Origin of the sequence: Cupriavidus sp. DB3, from assembly GCF_020418465.1 — a bacterium.
GTDB classification, from domain to species: domain Bacteria; phylum Pseudomonadota; class Gammaproteobacteria; order Burkholderiales; family Burkholderiaceae; genus Cupriavidus; species Cupriavidus cauae.
Genome location: NZ_JAIZPL010000001.1, coordinates 865,343 through 884,839, shown reverse-complemented (window position 1 = coordinate 884,839; position 19,497 = coordinate 865,343). Strand labels below are relative to the sequence as shown.

The window sequence follows — 19,497 nt, the reverse complement described above, 5'->3', positions numbered from 1 at the left end:
CAGTGAACGCTGCCCCTGGCCGCCGTTCCTTGCTTGCCGCTTCTTAGTTGCCGTTCGCGCCAACCCCGGCCCGCGTCCCCGCCGCCGGATGCTCCGGATAGTGCTGCAGCAGCATTGCCACCACGCCGTTGGTCCAGCCGAAGCCGTCCTGCAGCGGATATTCGCCGCCGCCGCCGCCAAGCGCATGGCGGCCCTTGCGGCGCAGCCGGTATTTCTCGACCAGCTTGTATTCGCGCCGATAGAGGCCGGCGACGGTGGACAGCCAACGGTCGGCGATCTCGTGCGCCAGCGCCTCGTCGCCATGGCGGCGCAGGCCCTGGATTGCCAGCCACTGCAGCGGTGCCCAGCCGTTCGGCTGGTCCCACTGCTCCCCCGATCGCACGCAGGTCGTGGCCAGTCCCCCTTCGGCGAGCAGTCGCGCCCGCAGCGTGGCGCCGATGGCGGCCGCCTGTTCATCCGATGCCAGCCCGACGAACAGCGGCATCACGGTGGCCGCGGTCAGGCACTGCCGGCGGGCGCCGCGATGCCAGTCGTAGTCGACGAAGGCGCCCAGTTCCGGATGCCACAGATGCCGCTCGATGGCTTCGCGCCGTGCGTGCGCCATCGCGGCATAGCGGGCCGCGCCAGCGGCATCGCCGGCGCGTTCGCACAGCGTCGCCAGGCGCGTCTCGGCATGCCACAGCAGCGCGTTGAGGTCGATCGGCAGGATCGCGGTGGTGCGGATCGTCGACAGCGATGCCGGCGTGCCGGGGGCCGACTCGTCGAGCCAGCGCGAGCTGAAGTCCCAGCCCGATTCCGCGGCGGCGCGCAGATCGCGAAAGACAAGGTGGGCCGGCCGGTCGCCGCGGTGCGCGGTGACGACGTCCTCGAGAAACGATTCCTCGCGCGGGCGGGCATGGTCGTCCCAGTAGCGGTTCAGCAGGCTGCCGTCCGGCAGCCGCACCGCGCGCCGATGCGCGGTGCCGGGGCACAATCGTTCGGCGCCGTCCATCCAGAACGCGTGTTCGGTGCGCAGATGCGGCAGGTACGCATGCGGTGGTTCCACGCCCTGCGCCTCGAACAGTTCCGTCATCAGCGTAAACACCGGCGGCTGCGAGCGGCTCAGGTAGTAGCTGCGCGTGCCGTTGGGCACCAGCCCGTAGCTGTCGAGCAGATAGGCGAAGTTGTCCGCCATCGCCCGCACCAGATCGTGGCGGCCGCTGGCCTCGAGGCCCAGCATCGTGAAATACGAATCCCAGTAATACAGCTCGCCGAAGCGGCCGCCGGGTACGACATAGGGGTGAGGCAGCGGCAGCAGCGAGCACCACGGCGGATGGTCGATCGGATCGCGCGTCAGCACTGGCCACAGGCTGTCGATATGTTCGCGCAGGGATTGGTCGGGGTTGGAGACGTAGTGGCTGTCCGGCACGGTGCTGCGCGCGAAATGCTCGGCGACGAAGGCCTCCAGCGAAAAGCCGGGAAGATCGCGCTGCCGTTGGTACCGGGACAGGATCTCTTCGGGCGGGGCGAGGGGCAGGCAATCGGGAAAGGTCTTGCTGTCGGCGAAGATGCCGCTGGCCTGCACGCGGACGAACAACTCGCCATAGCGCTCGGCCGGGGACAGCGCATCGGCATGCGCGCATCCCTCGAGCCGGTGCGGCGGCGGGCAGGGCAGCCGGGTAACTGCCGGCTCGCGGGTCGCGGCTTCCGCGGCGGGATGGACGCCCTCGGCAACAGCCTGCGCATTGGGGCCGTCCGGCGCGGCCGGCGTGACGGGCGGAACGGCATGGGCCGTGCCCGAGGGGCTGTCCTGCGCCGCGCGGATCGCGTCTCTATTGCTCCGCATAGTTCCACAGCAGCCCGCCGTCGATCACCAGCGTGGCCCCCGTGATGTAGTCCGCGTCGGCGCTGCACAGGAAGGCCGCCAGTCCCGCCACGTCGCCCGGCTCGCCGAGCCGGCCCAGCGGGATGTTGGCCAGCAGCGCGCGCAGCTGGTCGGGGCGTTGCTGCAAGCCCTTGTTGATCGGGGTCTGGATCGCCCCCGGCGCGATGTTGTTGACGGTGATGCCGAGCGGCGCCAGCTCGATCGCGAGGTTGCGCATCAGCATGCGCAGTCCGCCCTTGCTGACGCAGTAGCTGGTGAAGTTGGGGAAGGGCAGATCCTCGTGCACCGAGCTGATATTGACGATCTTGCCGCCGCGGCCTTGCTGGCGGCAGTGCTGCACGAATTGCTGCGACAGGAAGAACGGGCCCTTCAGGTTGACGTTCAGCACGCGGTCGTAGTCTTCCTCGGTGACCTCGCCGAACGGCGCGCGGATCTCGATGCCGGCGTTGTTGATCAGCGCGTCGATCGAACCGGCGGCAGCGGCGGCCTCGCGGAACAGCCGCTCGACCTCGCCCACGCCGGCGACGTCGCCTTTCACGACCCATGCCTGCACGCCTGCCTCGCGGATCTGCTTTTGCACCTGCTCGGAGCGTTCGTCCAGCCGATGCACCGCCACCACCACGTTGGCGCCTTCGCTTGCCAGCCGCAGCGCGATGCCGCGGCCGATGCCGGACGCGGCGCCGGTCACCAGCACAGTCTTGCCTTGCAGTCTCATCTGCGCACCTCTTGACGGTGAGGCCGCCGAAGGAAAGCGGCCGAGCCTGTGGGACAGGTATCCCGGTGTGAGTCGGTGCGCCGGCGTGAAGTTCCAGGCCGGCCGGGCGGCGGTGCCCGGTGGCGGGTGTGCTAGTTGGCGGTGGTCGCCGGGCTGCGGGTCTGCAGGAACAGCAGCAGGCCGAGGACGGAGGCCGTTGCAATGACCATGCCGAGCAGGCGTGCCGGCGCATCGGAGGGCAGGGACGCCAGCGCGGTACCGACTGCGGCGCAGAACATCTGCAGGAAACCCAGCAGCGCCGAGGCGGCACCGGCTTCGCGGCCGAAGGGCTGCAGCGTGATCGCGGTGGCCAGCGGATTGACCAGCCCCATGCCGAACAGGAATACCGCGATCCCGCCGACAAAGCCCGCCAGCGATGTGCCCGGCACGGCCATCAGCGCGGCGCCGCCGGCGGCGGCGATCACGATGCCGGACATGGCCACTGTCCGCAGGCCACGCGCCTTCGCCAGCCGCGGCGCCAGAAAGCCCGCGGCGAACACGACGAACACCGTGATGGCGAAGAACACCCCGAGCGACAGCGAAGACAAGCCGAGCTTGCCCATCAGCACGCGCGGCGCGGCGGCGAAGAACGTGAAGGTGTTGCCGGTCATCAGGCCCACCGCGCCCGCCGACAGGATGAAGCGGCGGTCGGCCAGCAGCGCGAGATAGCCGCGCAGGACCTTGCCCATCGACACGGCCTGGCGTCGATCGGGCGCGTGCGTCTCGCCGGTGGAAAGCCGGTAGTGGAGTGTCAATGCCGCGCCCGCCACGGCCAGCGCGACGAAGGCCGAGCGCCAGCCGAGCCAGCTGTCGAGCGCGCTGCCGATCAACGGCGAGAAGCCCGGCGCGGCGGCCATTGCCACCATCGTCAAGGCCAGCGCGCGCGCCAGCGCGGCGCCATCGAACAGGTCGCGGGCGATCGCCCGGGACAGGACCGAGGCCGCGCAGACGCCGAAGGCCTGCACCACGCGGCCGGCGATCAGCATGCCCAGCGTATCGGCGGCGGCACAGATCAGGCTGCCGGCGATAAAGACGGCCAGGCCGCCGAGCACCAGCGGCTGGCGTCCCCAGCGGTCGGACAGCGGACCGGCGACCAGCTGGCCGATCGCGAAGGCCAGGAAGAAGCTGCTGAGCGCGGCCCCCAGTTCGGCCACCGTCACGCCGAGGCTGGCGCCCATCGCGGGGAAGGCGGGCAGGATGATGTTGGTGGCCAGCGCGCCCAGCGCGGCCAGGCCGCCGAGCATCGCCAGCGTGCTGCCGGTCAGCGTGCGGGCGGTTGGGCCGGCGGTGGGGCTGGTGAGGGGACTGGTGATGTGGCTGGCAGCGGCGTTGGCAGCGTTGGCGCCCGCATCGGCTGGCATGTTCTGCATCCTGTTTCTCCCGGCACGCTGGTCAGCGGCGTCGGCAAGTGGTTATGATGGTGGTCGCAATCTAAATGCGTTTTAGACTTAGATCAACATCTATTTGGGCGGAGCGCCGAAGTGGCGACCGCGCCATATGACAGGAGAGCAGGATGCGGGTCACTCGCGCACAGGCCGAGGAGAACCGCCGGCGGGTCGTCGAGACCTCGAGCCGGCTGTTTCGCGAGCATGGTTTCGACGGCATCGGCATCGCCGATCTGATGAAGGCGGCGGGCCTGACGCAGGGCGGCTTCTACAAGCAGTTCGCCTCGAAGGAGGAGCTCGCGCGCGAGGCGAGCGAGCAGGCGCTGGAGCAAAACCTGGCGTTCTGGCAGCGGATGCGCGAGCAGGGCGGGGAGCAAGCCTTTACCGCCTTCGTCGAGCGCTATCTGTCCGCGACGCACCGCGATGCGGCGGACCGCGGCTGCCTGCTCGCCGCGTGCAGCGGCCATACGCGCCATCGCGCGCAACCGGTGCGGGCCGTGTTCTCGAAAGCGGTCGAGGACTATGCCGGCCTGCTGATCGAGATGAAGCGGCAGGCGGGCGTGGAGATGTCGCGGCCGCGGGCGCTGGCCGTGCTGTCGCAGATCGTCGGCGCGCTGATGCTGTCGCGCGCGGTCGACGAGCCGGCGCTGTCCGACGAGATCCTGCAGGCGGCGGTGGCGAGGTTGACCGACGATCGCCGATAGATTGCGCGGCGCCGGCAACGCCGTTCAGTCGGTCGCGGCGCTTGGTGCGACCGCTGCGACCCCGGCGACCCCGGCGACCCCGGCGACCTCGGCAACCTCGGCGACCCCGGCGACCCCGGCGACCGCAGCTGCGGCGACTTCCGCCATTCGTCGATAGCCCGCATCGCCCGGATGCAGATGGTCGCCGCTGTCGTAGCGCGGCAGCATTGCCTCCGGGCGTGCCGGGTCGCGCAGCGCCGCATCGAAATCCGCGACGGCATCGAATTCGCCGCTGTCGCGTATCCACGCATTGATGGCTTGCCGCAGCGCTTCTTTCCGCGGCGGCGCGTCGTAGCCGCGGATCGGCGTGCCGGCCAGCGCGCCGGCGAACGGCGTGATGGTGGCGCCGATCGCGCGAATGCCCCGTTCGTGCGATCGGCGGATCAGCGCGCGATAGCCCTCGATCATCGCGGCGGGGTCCGGTAGCGGCGTCCGCGCGGCGAAGGTCGAGCCTGGCCAGCCGATGTCGTTGATGCCGATGGCGACGATGACCGCGCGCACGCCCGTCTGGCCGAGAACGTCGCGCTCGAAGCGCGCCAGCGCGGACTCGCCCATGCCGTCACGCAACAGCTGGCCGCCCGAGATGCCGGCATTGAGCACCGCCAGGCCCTGCGGCGCGAGCCGTGCGGCGAGGCCGTCGGGCCAGCGGCGATTGGCGTCGACCGTCGAGCCATTGCCTTCGGTGATCGAATCGCCGATCGCGACCACGGCCCCCGCGCCGTGACTCGCCTCTACCTCGATGGCGGCGAGGAGCAGCCTGCCGCTGAAGGACGTTGCATCCGGCAGCGTGGCATCGCGCGTGGCGTCGCCCGGTGCCAGCCACGCGGTCTGCCGGCCATCCCAATGAAAACCGCCGGGCCGGAACGGCTTTGGCAGGTGCAGGCTGACCGTGAGTTCGCTCAGCGGGGGCAGCGAGAGTTCGATCGAATCGCTTGTCACGGTGGCACCGGCCGGGATCGTGATCGACGGACTGCCGCCGAAGGTCGCGGCGCGATCGGTTGTTGCATCGATGCCGTCGCGCCCGGTGGCGAGCGCAATCCGCGCCGCGCCGATCGTCACCGGCTCGCGTCCGTATCGGTTCGACAGCACCAGGCGTGCACGCGCGCCGCCGACGCTGATCCTTGCAATCTGGCGCAGCGTCTGGTTGTCGAGCCGTGCCGGCACGCCGGTCGGCAGCGGCAGTTCGCCGGCCTGCCAGACCGGCTGCTCGCTGGCGGTCCAGGTCGACAGCCAGTGGGCCGTGGGCGTTTCGGTGGCGAACGCGGCAAGCGCCGCGGTGCCCAGCGCGATGGCGGCGCAGGTGCGCAGCCAGCGTTGGCGGAGGGCATGGGGAAAGGCACGGGGAAAGGCACGGGGAAAGGCACGGGGAAAGGCACGGGCAAGGGCACGGGGAAGGGCATGAGCAAAGAGGTCGGCATGGTTCGAATCGTCCTGTGGAAGCCCGGCCGCAGGCCGGTACAGGCGCCAAGCTACGGTATGCCGACATCTTGCAGAAGATGGAAGAATGGCATGTCCGTCATTCGATATTGGAATGAGCGACCCACGATCCGTTACCCGCAACCCGCAACCCGCAACCCGCAACCCGCAACCCGCAACCCGCAACCCGCAACCCGCAACCCGCAACCCGCAACCCGCAACCCGCAACCCGCAACCCGCTACCCGCTACGCGCTACCCGCTACGCGCTACCCGCTACGCGCTACCCGCTACGCGCTACCCGCTACGCGCGTTGCGGCTCAACCCTGTCAGGAACTCCTTCATGGACACCATTCGCGCAATGCAGACCTTCGTCCGGGCCGTCGAACTGGGCAGCCTGTCGGCCGTCGCGCGCGAACAGCAGGCGTCGCAGCCCACCATCAGCAAGGTGGTGGCAGCTCTGGAGAAGCAGCTCGGCGTACGGCTGCTCGAGCGCAGCACCACCAGCCTGTCCCCGACAGAGGCCGGGCGCCGTTTCTACGAGCGTGCGCGGCGCGTGCTGGAGGAATTCGGCGAGGCCGTCGGCGATGCGCAGGGGCAGGCCGAGCGTCCGTCCGGACTGGTCCGCCTGAGCGCGCCGGTCAGCTTCGGCGTGCTGCGCCTGAACGCGCTGGTGCTGGCGTTCCAGCAGCGCTATCCCGAGGTGGAGGTCGAACTGCTGTTCGACGACCGCTATGTCGACCTGGTCGCCGAGGGCGTCGATCTGGCGCTGCGGCTCGGGGCGCAACTGCCGCCCAATGTGGTCGCGCGGCGCATCGCCGTGTCGCCACGCATGCTGGTCGCGAGCCCCACGCTGATGGCGCGGCACAAGCGCGTCCGCCATCCCGCGGACCTGGCGTCGGTGCCCATGCTGCGTTTCACGTGGCTGGCCGGTGGCGACGCGATCGTGATGGAAGGGCCGAACGGCCCGGCCACGATCGAGGCACCCGGCCGTTATCGCGTCAACAACTCGCTGGCGATGCGCGAGGGCTTTGTCGCCGGCGCCGGCTTCGGACTGACGCCGGCCTGGCTGGTGCAGGATCTGCTGGACGACGGCACGCTGGTGCGCGTGCTGCCACGCTGGCATGGCAGCGCGCAAGACGCCTTCCTCGTCTATCCGAGCCGCCGCTATCAGCCGGCCCGCGTGCGCGTGTTGATGGACTTCCTTGCCGAGCGCATCCCCTTGCTGCCCGGTATGCAGCCGGTGTAAGGCTGCCCGCGCAAGCTGCCCGGGCAAGGCTGCCCGGGCCGGGGACTACACCGATGCCACGATGGTGTCGCGCAGCCAGCGATGCGCGGGGTCGCGATGGACGCGCTCGTGCCACAGCATCGACATCTCGTAGCCCGGTATCTCGATCGGGGCTTCGACCACCTTCAGGCCGGCGGCATCGCGCACCAGGCGCGACGGCAGCATCGCGACCAGATCGGTGCTGGCCAGCACCGACAGCACGAACAGGAAATGCGGCACCGACAGCACGACTCGGCGCGACAGACCGCGCGCGGCCAGCGCCTCGTCGGTCGGCCCATGAAAACCGCCGCCATCGGGCGACACGATCACGTGTTCGAGCCTGCAGAACTGTGCCGGCGTCGGCTTGCGCTTCAGGCCCGGGTGGCCGGCGCGGCCGACCAGCACGTAGCGCTCGGCAAACAGCGGCCGGCGATGCAGCCCCTGCGGCGCGCCCTCGGTGGTATGGAAAGCCAGATCGATCTCTCCCTGTTCGGCCTGCCGCGCCAGCAGCGACGGCACCGCCTGCACGACCGCGAGGCGGGTGCCGGGGGCCATCGCGCGCAGGCCGTGCAGCAGCGGCAGCACGATCGTCGACTCGGCGTAGTCGAAAGCGGCGATGCGCCAGGTGTCGGTCGCCAGCGCCGGATCGAACGGACCCTGCGGAGATACCGCCCGCTGCAGCGCCTCGAGCGCTTCGCGCAAGGGCTCGCGGAGCGCCTCGGCACGGGCGGTCGGTCGCATGCCGCGCGGGCCCGGCAGCAGCAGGGGGTCGCCCAGCGTCTCGCGCAGCTTGGCCAGCTGCACGCTGACCGAGGGCTGCGACAGATGCAGCCGCTCGGCCGCACGCGTGACATTGCGCTCCGCGAGCAGGGCGTCGAGCGTGATCAGCAGGTTCAGATCCAGCCGTCCGAAATTGTTCATGACAATACCTGGAATTTCAGAAATTCATTTCCAATATAGCGGACGCGACCCTAAGCTGGCCTCCTCTTGCAATGGGCAATGGAGGCTCACGATGAATGTTCTTCTGGTCTATGCGCATCCCGAACCGCGCTCGCTGAACGGGGCGATCCGCGACTTTGCCGTCCAGCGGCTGAACGCGGCCGGCCATACGGTGCAGGTATCCGATCTCTACGCGATGCAGTGGAAGGCCACGCTCGACGCCGCGGACAACCTGGACCATCGGGCCGGCGAGCGCTTCGATGCGTCGCTGGACTCCAAACACGCCTTCGAACATGGCAGGCAAAGCGAGGACATCGCCGCCGAGCAGCGCAAGCTGCTGTGGGCCGATGCGGTGATCCTGCAGTTTCCGCTGTGGTGGTTCTCGATGCCGGCAATCCTGAAGGGCTGGGTGGAACGGGTCTATGCCTACGGGTTTGCCTATGGCGTCGGCGAACACTCGGATGCGCGCTGGGGCGACCGCTACGGCGAGGGCACGCTGGCCGGCAAGCGGGCGATGCTGGTCGTCACCGCGGGCGGATGGGAATCGCATTACAGCCCGCGCGGCATCAACGGGCCCATCGACGACATCCTGTTCCCGATCCAGCACGGGATCCTGCATTACCCCGGCTTCGATGTGTTGCCGCCCTACGTGGTCTATCGGACCGGCCGCGTCGATGCGGCGCGCTTTGCCACCATCCGGGAGGAACTCGGCCAGCGGCTGGATCGGCTCGACACGACGCCGCCGATTCCATTCCGCCGGCAGAACGGCGGGGACTATGCGATTCCGCAGCTGACCTTGCGGGACGACCTGGCACCGGGCCGGACGGGGTTTGGGGTGCATGTCTCGCCAGTGCCTGCGGAGTCGCCGTCGCTGTCGCTGTGGCCCTCGCAGGAAGCCGTCGCGCCGCCGTCCCTGCAGGCGGTGGGCTAAAAGAAACGGGCGTGCACAAGGCACGCCCGCTTGCCGCATCTTCGACGTCAATCGATGCGGTGGTGACGCCTTACCGCGGCGTCAGCTCGATCCGCTTCTCCGCGGCACGTTCGACCGCCTTGCGCGAATACACCAGCGGGAACGTCTGCCCCTTCGCCCAGATAGGTGCGAGATCCCGATAGTGCGGATTGCCGGGATCGCCCGATTGGCCCGGGGTATTGACGACGCGCCCCTGATCCCAGTTGCCGACGTCCAGCACCATGCGGAACGACGCGCCCGCGGTCAGGTGATAGTCGCTGTTGCGGTAGCTGGTGTTCATCGGCGTGAAGGCGGACCCGCCGATGCCGCCCGCATCGACGTTGTACTGGGCGCGCGTCGCGTCGTCGACGATGTTGGCGAGCGGATGGCGGAAGATCGCGCGATGCAGCGTGCCCCAGGTCGCCAGTTTTTCCGGCGAGGGCGAACGCCGCTCGAGCTCGGCCATCGCGGCCTTCAGCGAGGTCAGCATGACTTCATCGCGCCGCGCCGTCGGCATCCACGTGTCCGGCTGCTCCAGTACCGCCAGCACGCGCGCCGCATCGCCGGCGCCGACCAGCTTGGCCGCGTCCTCGGGCAGCGCGGCGCGCACCACCGCCTGCCGCAGATGGTTGCTGAACCAGATCTCGAACAGCGCGGCCGGCACGCTGTCGGCGCGCACATTGCCGTCCCAGCCGCGCAGCAGCGCGACCGCGCGCTGCACCTGCGGGTCCTGCAGCAGCGATGCCGCGGCGCCGGCATTGCCGACGGTGCGCATCACGGCCAGCGTCCGCTGCGCGGGCAGCGACACGGTGTCGTTCTGCCAGGCGATCGAATCGCGCAGCGAGCTGACCGGCGCGGCGGCGACCAGGCTCTTGAGCCGGCGAGCCCGCGAGCTGTCGCTCCATTCGTAGCCGACGCCGAGCTTCGCGGCCGGATGATCCGGCGGAATATTGTTCTCGTTGGCCGTGACGATATGGCCGGTGGACGGGTTGTAGGCCCACGGCAGCTCGTCCATGTTGCGGTAGCCGGCCCACTCGTAGCGGCCGTCGCCCGGTACCGGGAACAGGCCGTCCCAGTTGGGGCGGATCACGGTCAGGCCGCCCGGAATCCAGCCGATATTGCCGTTGCGGTCGGCATAGACCTGGTTTTCGCCGGGCGCGCCCCAGCGGTTCATCGCCGCGCGGAACTGGTCCCAGTTGGTCGCGCGCATGTAGTCCATCGAGCCGAAGTAGGGCGCCATGCCGGTATCGAGCCAGGCCGCGCGCAGCGCCCAGGCGCGATGGCTGGCGTCGTCGGCATGCAGCACCGGACCGTGGCGCGTGAAGTCGATGGTCACCGTGCGCGGCTCGGCCTCGCCGCGGACAGCGATCTTCTCGGTGATGGTCTCCATCGGCTCCCAGCGGCCGCGATAGCGGTAGGACTTGGGCTGCGCGGGATCGGTCTCGTAGACGTACAGGTCTTCCTGGTCCATGTAGAAGCGCGTCAGGCCGAAGGCGATGGTGCCGTTGTGGCCGATCGAGATGCCGGGCAGGAAGGGCTCGCCGGCGCCGATCACCGACAGGCCGGGCGCGTTCAGATGCGAGACATAACGCAGGCTGGGCGCGCCGTGCGCCCGGTGCGGGTCGTTGGCGAGGATGGGGCGGCCCGTGGACGTGCGGCTGCCGGCGATCACCCAGTTGTTCGATCCCAGGCTGCGGCCGGTGTCGCTGTTCGCGTCGACGGCGGCGTAGAGCTGGTCCACCGGCACCGCATCGGCGCTCGCCTTTTGCCAGGCTTCCTTGGGGAAATTCGCCGCGGCGGTGGCCAGCGTATAGGCCTTCTTCAGCGCGGCGGCGGGCACGGCGCAGGGATCCAGTCCCTCGGGCAGCGTCGGCGTGATGGGCGGATCGAGCTCGCGCCGCAGCCAGTCCGCGCGCGCCGCCTGCTCCTTGGCCTGGCAGTACAGCGTGGCGCGGTCGACCTCGCCGGTGAAATTCAGCGTCAGGCCGTGGTGGCGGATGCGGACGATGTCCTCGGCGCGCCAGCGCGAGGGCTTGTAGCCAAGCTGCTTGAACTCGCGCGGCAGCAGTTCGGGCTGCGCCTCGGTCAGCGCCACGTAGGCGTTGACGCCGGCGACGAAGGCCTCGGCCACGCGCTTCGCGTCGGAGCCGTAGGCCAGCCATTCGCGATACATGTCGCCGCGGTACAGCACGGCCCGCGCCATGCGGTCGCCGTCGACATAGGCCGGACCGAAGTCCTTGGCCATCTCGCCGAGCCCGCGCTTGCGCCACAGGTCGATCTGCCAGAGCCGATCGCGCGCGGCGATGAAGCCTTGCGCGTAGAAGGCGTCGTACAGCGTGCCGGCGTAGATATGCGGCACGCCCCAGCGATCGATCAGGATGCTGGCCGGCTTCTCCAGGCCGGGGGCGGCATAACGGTCGGTGGGCGGCGCTGCCGACGCGGTGCCTGCCAGCGCGGGCAGGGCAGCGGCGACGAGGGCGAGGTGGCGGAGCAGGGTGGCGGCGGGCCGCCGGCGGACGATGCGCATCGGGTCTCCTTGCTTTGTTGGTCTTGGTGGAGCGCGTGCCGGAGGCTGGCTCAGCGGAATCCGGCCACCGAAGCATAGCCGAGCGGGCGGCGGGATGGGGAAGGTGTGCACGGTGATCGCACGGATCGCGGGTGCGAAGGGGGCGGGCGACGGCGCTTGCGGCGGGGCGTGCGGCGGGGCGTGCGACGGGGCGTGCCGCGGGGCGTGCCGCGGGGCGTGCGACGGGGCGTGCCGCGGGGCGTGCCGCGGGCGGGCGGCGGGCACGCAGGTCAAGGCGGCCATGCCGTTGTCAAAATTGCACGCGCCCGGGGCATGGCGCGCTGCACCGGGCGAGGCTGTCGCACTCGGCACGATCCGTGCGTCACCCGGTTATATCAAGCCCTTCGAGTCACCGCCATGCCGAGAAAAGATGAGTACGGTACCAACGCCGAGGCCGCCCGCGCATCGACGCGTGGCCGCCACCTGATCGCACGTCCGATGCTGTGGGTGTTTATCGCGATCGTGCTGATCGGGCTGCTGGTGTTGTCGTACTGGTAATCGGGTAAGAATCGGGAAGGGCGGCCGTCGGCGCGCGGTCTGCTCGTGCCGCCTTCAGGCGCCGACCGGCACGTACTTGTCCCGGTGGGCCTCCAGCCATTGCGCCGAAGCGCTGGCGTCGTGGTCGGTCGGATGGAAATCCCGGCGGAAGTAGTCGCGCCACGCGCCGAACGTCTGGCGGATCAGGCCGCGCTTGCCGAACAGGAATCGCGCCGCACCGGCCCAGGTCCGCCATTGCCACAGCGTGCCGTCGCGGCGCAGATTGTCGATGGTCTGGCGCAGCGCATCGCCGAGGAAGGTGATGCTGATGCGGCGGAACCAGGTAATGCGCCATGCGTGGGAGCCGCCCAGCGCCTGGTACAGGTCGAAGGCGGTGTTGCGATGCTCGGTTTCCTCGGCGCTGTGCCACAGCCATAGCGTCGCCAGGCGCGGATCCTGCTCGCCGAGCATGTCTGCGTTGCGCAGCATCCAGTCGGCGAAGATCGCGGTGAAGTGTTCGAACGCCGCCGTGATCGCCAGCGGGTGGCGCGGGTCCACCCCTTCCAGCTGCTTCAGCCGTTCCTTCGATCGGACCTCCCACGCGTTGACCAGCCCCTGCGTGCGCAGATGCTCGTTGTAGAGGCCGTGCAGGCGGCGATGCGTGGCCTCCTGGCCGACGAAACCCTGCACCTCGGCGCGGAACCGGTCCTGCTGTTCGGGCGGCAGGGCCTTCAGGCCATTGCGCACCGCATCGATAAAGAATTGCTCGCCGACCGGAAAGCTCATCGACAGCGCATTCAGAAAGGCGGTGCGGAACGGATCGCCCGCGCACCAATGCCGCGGGATCGGCGCTTCCATATCGACGAGCAGGCGGCGAACGACGAGGTGCGTCACGGTGGTCTCCCGGGTGCGGGTGGGTGGTACTGCGGAGTACCGATCATGATGGCGTGGATCGGTACTGTCAAGTACCATGGCGGCGGATAATGCGCGACCCGCCACGAGCAACTCAACACGAGCGACCTACCACGGGCGATCCACCACGGGCGATCCACGATGAGGGATCCACGACGAGCGATCCACCACGAGCGACCCACCACGAGCGACCGACCACGAGCCGCCCATGCACGCACCCGCCATCCTGACCGCCGGCACCGCGCCGGGCCGCAGCGAACATCGACGCCGCCTGCTCGAAGGCATGGCCGGCGCCGTCGCGCGCAAAGGCTATGGGGAGGTCACCATCGCCGATATCGTCGCCGAGGCCAACGTCTCGCGCCGGACCTTCTACGAGCATTTCGATTCCAAGGCCGATTGCCTGATGGCGCTGTACGTCAGCGCGAGCCGGCATGCGCTGCAGGTGCTGCGCGACGCGATCGACCCGCGCCAGCCGTGGACCGCCCAGGTCGAAGGCGCGATGCGCGCCTATCTCGGCTATATGGCGGGCAACCCCGCGCTGCTGCGCACGCTGTTCATCGAAATCCTGAGCTTGGGCGGCCCCGGCCTGGCGGTACGCCGGCAGATCCACCGCGAACTGGCCGAATTCATCCAGCGCACCGTCGGCACGGACCAGCGGCGCCGGCAGCGCCTGCCCTACGAGAGCGCACTGGCCCTGGTCGGCGCGGTGCACGAACTGGTGCTCGAGCGCATCGAGGGAACAGGGCCGGCGCGGCTGGAGGGGCTGGTGCCGATGGTCTGCGATCTGGTGCGCCGGATCGTCGGGGAGCCTGTTTGATGCGCCCATCGGCCATGGAAGGAATCGACTCGAACAGGGATACCGTGAATGGCGGCGGAAGTGGCGACATTGCGGCTGTCAGGGACTGTTATCTGTCGGGACGAATTGCCAACGCGCTTCAAGCCGCGCAAACGCTTCTGGATCGGCACCCTGATCACGCCGAATTGCTGAACCTGGCGGGCGTTTGCTACATGGCGCTTGGCGATGACAAGGCCGCCGAGGCGGCGCTGCGCCGTGGAAGCCAGGCGGCGCCCGGGTCCGCTGACATCAGCAACAATCTCGGCGTGCTGTATCGCAAGATGGGGCGGCAAGACGAGGCCGAGCGGTGGTTCCGGCACGCTGTTGCCACGACACCGGGTCATGGGCAGGCACTGCTCAATCTTGGCCTGCAGTTGCGATCGGCCAGGCGTCTCGACGAGGCCCGGCACGCGATATCGCAAGCGATCGAGATCGCGGCCGACAACCATCAGGCCTGGAATGTCCTTGGACTGGTGCTGAAGGATCTACGCCGCTTCGACGAAGCAGACATCGCGCATCGGCGTGCACTGGCACTGGATCCGCACAATGCCTCGTACCGGCTCAACCTTGGCAACCTGCTGCTTTACCGGAACAATTGGCCAGAAGGGCTTCCGCTATTCGAGGCTCGTTGCGAGGCAAGTTTGCAGGAAGCATTCTCCAGCTCGCCCGGGCTACCGTTTCCGCAGTGGCGAGGCGAGTCGCTGGCGGGGGCATTGCTGCTGATCTGGCCCGAGCAAGGCTACGGCGATCAGATTCAGCTGGTGCGCTATGTCAGGAAGATCAAGGAATCCGGTGCCAGGCACGTTACGCTGGTGTGTGATGCCGCGACCCTGGCATTGTTCTCTTTGATGCCCGAAGTCGACGCACTAGTTCCGCGCGAACGATTCAATCCGTCCGCCTGCCCGCGGCATGATTTCTGGACCTATATCTGGAGCATCCCGCTCAATCTGAAAAGCGGGCCCGGGTCGATTCCATCGGAGTTGCCATATCTCTTCGCGCCCGCGACGGCGGCATCGAAATGGGAGCGCTTCTTTCCAAAGAGGCGCCTTCGTGTGGGACTGGTATGGAGAGGGAATCCCAGGAACGAGAACGACCATGTCAGGTCTCTGCCGAGCCTGAGGACGCTCGAGCCACTATGGGGAATCGGCGGTGTCACCTTCGTCAGCCTGCAGAAGGAGGCTGACGGAGACCAGCTGCGGTCGGAGATCGGTGACCGCTTCATCCTGAACCTGGGAAATCGGGCGGCCGACTTTGCCGACATGGCCGGTATCATTTCCCGGCTGGATCTGGTCGTGGGAGTCGATACGGCCGTGGTGCATCTGGCCGCAGCGCTTGGCAAGCCCACCTGGATATTGCTTGCCAACGTTGCAACCGATTGGCGCTGGACGTGCGAAGGACCGATATCGATCTGGTATCCGGGCGCCGTCAGGCTCTTTCGGCAGGAGGTGGGCGACACCGACTGGTCCGGCGTCGTCGCGCTTGTCGCTGATGCCTTGTCCGCGGTTCGGAAAGCGAAACCGTGACTGGAACAACAATACGGAGGTTCGCCCCATGCCCGTGTTTCGCAACCTGGATCAGGAATCGCTGGACAAGCAGTACAACAACCGGGCCGCAGTGCCGCAGCATCCGGCCATCCTGGCGCGGTGGGCGGCGGATGCCGCGGCCTTCCGGCAGGCGCACGCGGTCGAGGAACACCTCGCATATGGCAGCGATCCGAAGCAGACGCTGGACTATTTCCCCGCTGGTGGACCGGGCCGGCCGCTGCTGATCTTCATTCACGGCGGCTATTGGCAGGCGCTGGACAAGTCCGACTCCAGCCATCTGGCCGCCCCGTATCTCGCGCGCGGCATCGATGTGGCGATGCTGAACTACCGGCTCGCACCGGACGTGACGATGGCCGAGATCGTGCGCGACAACCGCAGTGCCGTGGTGTGGTTGCACCGGAATGCGCGCGTGCTGGGCTTCGACGCCAATCGCATTTTTGTCTCCGGCCATTCGGCGGGAGGCCAACTGGTCGGCATGCTGGCTGGCACGCGATGGGAGGATGTCGGCCTGCCGGCCGACGTGTTGAAGGGCGGCTGCTCGATCAGCGGGCTCTACGATCTGGAGCCGATCCGGCTGTGCTATCTCAACAAGGTGGTGGGGCTGACGGAGGCGGACGTCGCCGCCTACAGCCCGATGCACCATCCGCCCACCACCATGCTGCCGATGATCCTCACCGTGGGCGGCGATGAGTCCGATGAATATCACCGCCAGCAGGCGGAATATGCCGCGCTGCTCCGGCAACGCGGCGTGCCCGTCAGCATCGTCGAGCAACCGCACGGCCACCATTTCGACGCGCTGGAACCCCTCGGCGATGCCCAAAGCGAGCTGGCGTCGGCCGTGCTGGCGATGATCGAGGCGACAGCGTAAGCGGCGGTCAGGAGCGGGCCATCTGCGCATCCCTCGCCCTGGCCGGGAAGCAGAGGTCCGCCAGCAATGCCACGACGAGCAGCGCCGCGGCGGTCAGGAACAGCAGCCGGTGCGATCCCCCGCTCGCATTGAACAGCGCGGAATAGGCGTAACCCGCGACCGCCATCGCCGCGGCCGACAGGATGCTGGTGCGGCTCCAGGCGATGTTCTGCCGTGGCGCATGCTCCGGCACGAGTTCGTGCACACGGGCCAGCGCCAACGGCACCATGCCGGGCGCGAAGGTGCCGATGACAACGGTCAGGGCGCCCAGCACCAGCAGATTGTCGGTGATGTAGACAGCGGCCAGCACGATCGCCAGCACTAGCGAGACCAGCCGGATGCTCGGGCTGGCGCCGAGGCGATCGGCAAGGAATCCGTACAGCGGCGGGCCGGCGATGGCGCCCAGGCCGTAGATCGCCCAGAACACCGCGCCCAGATGCGTGCCGGCGCCCAGGCCGCGGGCGATGAAGTCCACCAGAAAGACCATCGGCGCCACGGCCGCCGTGGCCATCAGCGCGTACTGCAGGTACAGCATCCAGACGGCGCCGCCAAAACGCGGCGTCGCGACTGACACCGCTTTCGCCGGAATCGTGTGGGTGAGATCCAGTTGCCGCGGCGGCCACGCGAACCAGCTGGCGGCGGTCAGCAGCGCCGACAGAATGCCCAGGCCGATCCAGGTCTGGGCCAGGCCCAGTTGCAGCAGCAGCGGAATCAGGGTGCCCGATCCCGCAATGCCAAGCCCCAGACCGAGGAAGATAGCGCCGCCCGCGGCGCCTTTGCGCGCCGGGGGCACGTGCGGCAGGATGGTGCCGGCGACCAGCACCATGACCACGCCGCCCGCCACGCCCGACATGAAGCGCCACGAGAAATACCAGCCGAACGACAGCGGTACGGCGCACGCGAGGAAGGCCGCGGTGATCCACACCATCATCAGCCGCAGCGTGCGTTCGTTGCCGAGCCGCGCACCCACGGTGCGGCCGATCAACGCGCCGCAGACGTAGCCGGCCAGATTGGCGGCGCCCAGATAGATCACGCTGGACGCCGGAAACCAGTGCGCCTGGATCAGTTCGGGAATCAGCGGCGTGAAGGCGAAACGCGCCAGCCCGATGCTGTCGAGGCTGGCGCACAGGCCGGCAAAGATATAGCGCCAGACCAGCGCGCGGTCCAGCTGTGCCGGCGTGAAGGTGGGGGATGGCTTGGTCATTCGTTGGGTTGTTGAGGGAGGGCGGAGGGAGGCCAACGTCCAGCGACAACGCGATGGACGTGTCATGTTTGACACTCATGTCATGTTTGACAACATAGTCAAGATTGACGGAGGTGTCAATCATGCGCTTAAATGGCAGCATGTCTTCCAGGGGCATTTGGCGCCCCGGCATTCGGAGAAACAGATGGCTGGCGTTCGCCAATTCGATGAAAGCCTCGCGCTGGACAAGGCGCTGGCGCTGTTCTGGCAGAAGGGCTATGCGGCGACCTCGATGCAGGAGTTGGCCGAGGCCACCGGGGTGCAGCGCGGCTCGCTGTACAACGCCTATGGCGACAAGGAGACGCTGTTCCTGCGCGTGTTCGACGTCTATCGCGAGCGCTTCGTTAGCCAGATGCGCGAGGCGCTGGACAAGCCCAGGCTGCGCGACGCGCTGCGCAGCTTTTTCGGTTGCGTCATTGCTTCGATGACGACCGGGATGCCGACCCGCGGCTGCCTCAGCACCAAGACCGCAGTGGGCACCGAAGATCTGGACGGGCCGTTGCGCACGGCGCTGAAGGCCTTGCTCGACGATATCGAGCAGGTGCTGGTCGAGCGCTTGTCACGCGAAGGCGAACCGTCGCAGCTCGCGCTGCCGCCGCGGCAGGCGGCCCGGCTGATCGTCACCTTCACGCGGGGGTTGGTGGTGGTCGAACGGGTCTATCAGGACGAGAAGCGCTTGCGCGCGGCGGCGGACAATCTGGTCGCAGTGCTGCTTGGCGCTGCATAGCGGGTCAGCCGAATCGACGCGCCAGCCCGATTGCCAGGGCGGCACCATTGTTCAAGACCGGCCAACAGTCCTGGCAATGCCGGGGCGATGATCTTTTTGGCGCCGCCGCGCATAGTTCTCCCATGTCGCAAGCATTCCCTTCTTTCCGCGACCTTCCAACGGAGAACTGACATGAGCACCGACGAACGCACCAGCCACCGCACCAACGAAGGCACCAACGAAGGCACCAACGACCGCACCGCAAGCCGGGTCGCCATCGTGACCGGCGCCTCGCGCGGCATCGGCGCCGCGATCGCGCAGCGCCTGGCCCGCGACGGCTTCACCGTCGTCATCAACTATGCCGGCAGCGCCCGTGAGGCGGAGGCGCTGGCGGGGCAGATCGAGCAGGCTGGCGGGCGCGCCATCACCGCGCAGGCCGACGTCTGCGACAGCGCCGCGGTCCGGCGCATGTTCGACGCGGCGGAGACCGCCTTCGGCGGCGTCGATGTGCTGGTCAATAACGCCGGCGTCATGCGTCTGGCCACGCTGGCCGACAGCGACGACGCCCTGTTCGACAGCCAGGTCGCCATCAACCTGAAGGGCACCTTCAACACGCTGCGCGAGGCGTCGCGGCGCCTGCGCAACGGGGGGCGGATCATCAATCTGTCGTCGAGCGTGGTTGGCCTGTATCAGCCCACCTACGGCATCTATGCGGCCACCAAGGCCGGCGTCGAAGCGATGACGCACGTGCTGACCAAGGAATTGCGCGGCCGCAATATCACCGTCAACACGGTGGCGCCCGGTCCCACCGCGACCGCGCTGTTCCTCGACGGCAAGCCGCAGGAGCTCATCGAGCGGCTGGCCAAGCTGGCGCCGCTCGAGCGGCTTGGCCAGCCCGAGGACATCGCCAATGCGGTGGCCTTCCTGGCCGGTCCCGATGGCGCCTGGATCAACGGGCAGACGCTGCGCGCGAACGGCGGCGTGATCTGATG

At 68.5% G+C, this 19,497-nt stretch carries 17 protein-coding genes; 9 read left to right on the top strand and 8 right to left on the bottom strand.

Going from position 1 to position 19,497, the window contains the following annotated elements; genetic code table 11:
* Window positions 1-43 precede the first annotated feature (43 nt).
* From treF to K7G19_RS03800, 3 genes are all read right to left on the bottom strand, one after another.
* Window positions 44-1,825 carry an alpha,alpha-trehalase TreF gene (gene treF, locus K7G19_RS03810; RefSeq protein ID WP_226105869.1) on the bottom strand — a complete coding sequence of 594 codons (1,782 nt, stop codon included), beginning with the start codon at window positions 1,823-1,825 and terminating at the stop codon, window positions 44-46.
* Entirely contained in the window at window positions 1,812-2,579 is a 768-nt protein-coding gene (locus tag K7G19_RS03805; RefSeq protein WP_226105867.1) for an SDR family NAD(P)-dependent oxidoreductase, read from the bottom strand. The genes treF and K7G19_RS03805 overlap by 14 nt, the downstream gene beginning before the upstream one ends.
* A 131-nt stretch (window positions 2,580-2,710) precedes the next feature.
* Window positions 2,711-3,979, bottom strand: coding sequence for a Bcr/CflA family efflux MFS transporter (locus tag K7G19_RS03800; RefSeq protein WP_226105865.1), 1,269 nt, complete (start codon window positions 3,977-3,979; stop codon window positions 2,711-2,713).
* A gap of 152 nt (window positions 3,980-4,131) precedes the next feature.
* Between K7G19_RS03800 and K7G19_RS03795 the strand changes: the two genes are divergently transcribed.
* A complete protein-coding gene (locus K7G19_RS03795; RefSeq protein WP_226105863.1) occupies window positions 4,132-4,707 on the top strand; it encodes a TetR/AcrR family transcriptional regulator in 576 nt (191 codons plus the stop codon).
* 24 nt (window positions 4,708-4,731) lie between these two features.
* Here K7G19_RS03795 and K7G19_RS03790 read toward each other — a convergent pair whose 3' ends face one another.
* A complete protein-coding gene (locus K7G19_RS03790) occupies window positions 4,732-6,348 on the bottom strand; it encodes an SGNH/GDSL hydrolase family protein (protein WP_226105861.1) in 1,617 nt (538 codons plus the stop codon).
* Between the two features lie 155 nt (window positions 6,349-6,503).
* Here K7G19_RS03790 and K7G19_RS03785 point away from each other — a divergent pair, with 155 nt between their 5' ends.
* On the top strand, window positions 6,504-7,409 hold the full coding sequence (locus tag K7G19_RS03785) for a LysR family transcriptional regulator (protein WP_226105859.1): 906 nt from the start codon (window positions 6,504-6,506) through the stop codon (window positions 7,407-7,409).
* A gap of 45 nt (window positions 7,410-7,454) precedes the next feature.
* On the opposite strand, the gene K7G19_RS03780 is transcribed toward K7G19_RS03785, so the two are convergent.
* Window positions 7,455-8,348, bottom strand: a complete 894-nt coding sequence (locus tag K7G19_RS03780; protein WP_226105857.1) for a LysR family transcriptional regulator — start codon at window positions 8,346-8,348, stop codon at window positions 7,455-7,457.
* Between the two features lie 91 nt (window positions 8,349-8,439).
* On the opposite strand from K7G19_RS03780, the gene K7G19_RS03775 reads away from it, so the two are divergent.
* A complete protein-coding gene (locus tag K7G19_RS03775; RefSeq protein WP_226105856.1) occupies window positions 8,440-9,297 on the top strand; it encodes an NAD(P)H-dependent oxidoreductase in 858 nt (285 codons plus the stop codon).
* Window positions 9,298-9,367: 70 nt separating this feature from the next.
* On the opposite strand, the gene K7G19_RS03770 is transcribed toward K7G19_RS03775, so the two are convergent.
* On the bottom strand, window positions 9,368-11,842 hold the full coding sequence (locus K7G19_RS03770; protein ID WP_226105855.1) for a penicillin acylase family protein: 2,475 nt from the start codon (window positions 11,840-11,842) through the stop codon (window positions 9,368-9,370).
* Between the two features lie 396 nt (window positions 11,843-12,238).
* Here K7G19_RS03770 and K7G19_RS03765 point away from each other — a divergent pair, with 396 nt between their 5' ends.
* Window positions 12,239-12,379 carry a hypothetical protein gene (locus tag K7G19_RS03765; protein ID WP_226105854.1) on the top strand — a complete coding sequence of 47 codons (141 nt, stop codon included), beginning with the start codon at window positions 12,239-12,241 and terminating at the stop codon, window positions 12,377-12,379.
* A gap of 54 nt (window positions 12,380-12,433) precedes the next feature.
* On the opposite strand, the gene K7G19_RS03760 is transcribed toward K7G19_RS03765, so the two are convergent.
* Complete coding sequence (locus tag K7G19_RS03760; protein WP_226105853.1) at window positions 12,434-13,252, bottom strand: metal-dependent hydrolase; 819 nt, start codon at window positions 13,250-13,252, stop codon at window positions 12,434-12,436.
* Between the two features lie 226 nt (window positions 13,253-13,478).
* Here K7G19_RS03760 and K7G19_RS03755 point away from each other — a divergent pair, with 226 nt between their 5' ends.
* From K7G19_RS03755 to K7G19_RS03745, 3 genes are read left to right on the top strand one after another with little or no spacing between them, the layout of a single operon-like run.
* The gene (locus tag K7G19_RS03755; protein ID WP_226105852.1) at window positions 13,479-14,087 is read left to right on the top strand and encodes a TetR/AcrR family transcriptional regulator; all 609 of its coding nucleotides are present in this window, start codon (window positions 13,479-13,481) and stop codon (window positions 14,085-14,087) included.
* A 14-nt stretch (window positions 14,088-14,101) separates the two neighbouring features.
* Window positions 14,102-15,628, top strand: coding sequence for a tetratricopeptide repeat protein (locus K7G19_RS03750; protein WP_226105851.1), 1,527 nt, complete (start codon window positions 14,102-14,104; stop codon window positions 15,626-15,628).
* 28 nt (window positions 15,629-15,656) lie between these two features.
* On the top strand, window positions 15,657-16,517 hold the full coding sequence (locus K7G19_RS03745) for an alpha/beta hydrolase (RefSeq protein WP_226106310.1): 861 nt from the start codon (window positions 15,657-15,659) through the stop codon (window positions 16,515-16,517).
* Window positions 16,518-16,524: 7 nt separating this feature from the next.
* On the opposite strand, the gene K7G19_RS03740 is transcribed toward K7G19_RS03745, so the two are convergent.
* Window positions 16,525-17,760, bottom strand: coding sequence for a YbfB/YjiJ family MFS transporter (locus K7G19_RS03740; protein WP_226105850.1), 1,236 nt, complete (start codon window positions 17,758-17,760; stop codon window positions 16,525-16,527).
* 184 nt (window positions 17,761-17,944) lie between these two features.
* Between K7G19_RS03740 and K7G19_RS03735 the strand changes: the two genes are divergently transcribed.
* Window positions 17,945-18,526: a TetR/AcrR family transcriptional regulator gene (locus tag K7G19_RS03735; RefSeq protein WP_226106308.1), complete on the top strand. Its 582-nt coding sequence runs from the start codon at window positions 17,945-17,947 to the stop codon at window positions 18,524-18,526.
* Between the two features lie 171 nt (window positions 18,527-18,697).
* Window positions 18,698-19,495, top strand: coding sequence for an SDR family oxidoreductase (locus tag K7G19_RS03730; RefSeq protein ID WP_226105849.1), 798 nt, complete (start codon window positions 18,698-18,700; stop codon window positions 19,493-19,495).
* The last annotated feature ends 2 nt before the right edge of the window (window positions 19,496-19,497 follow it).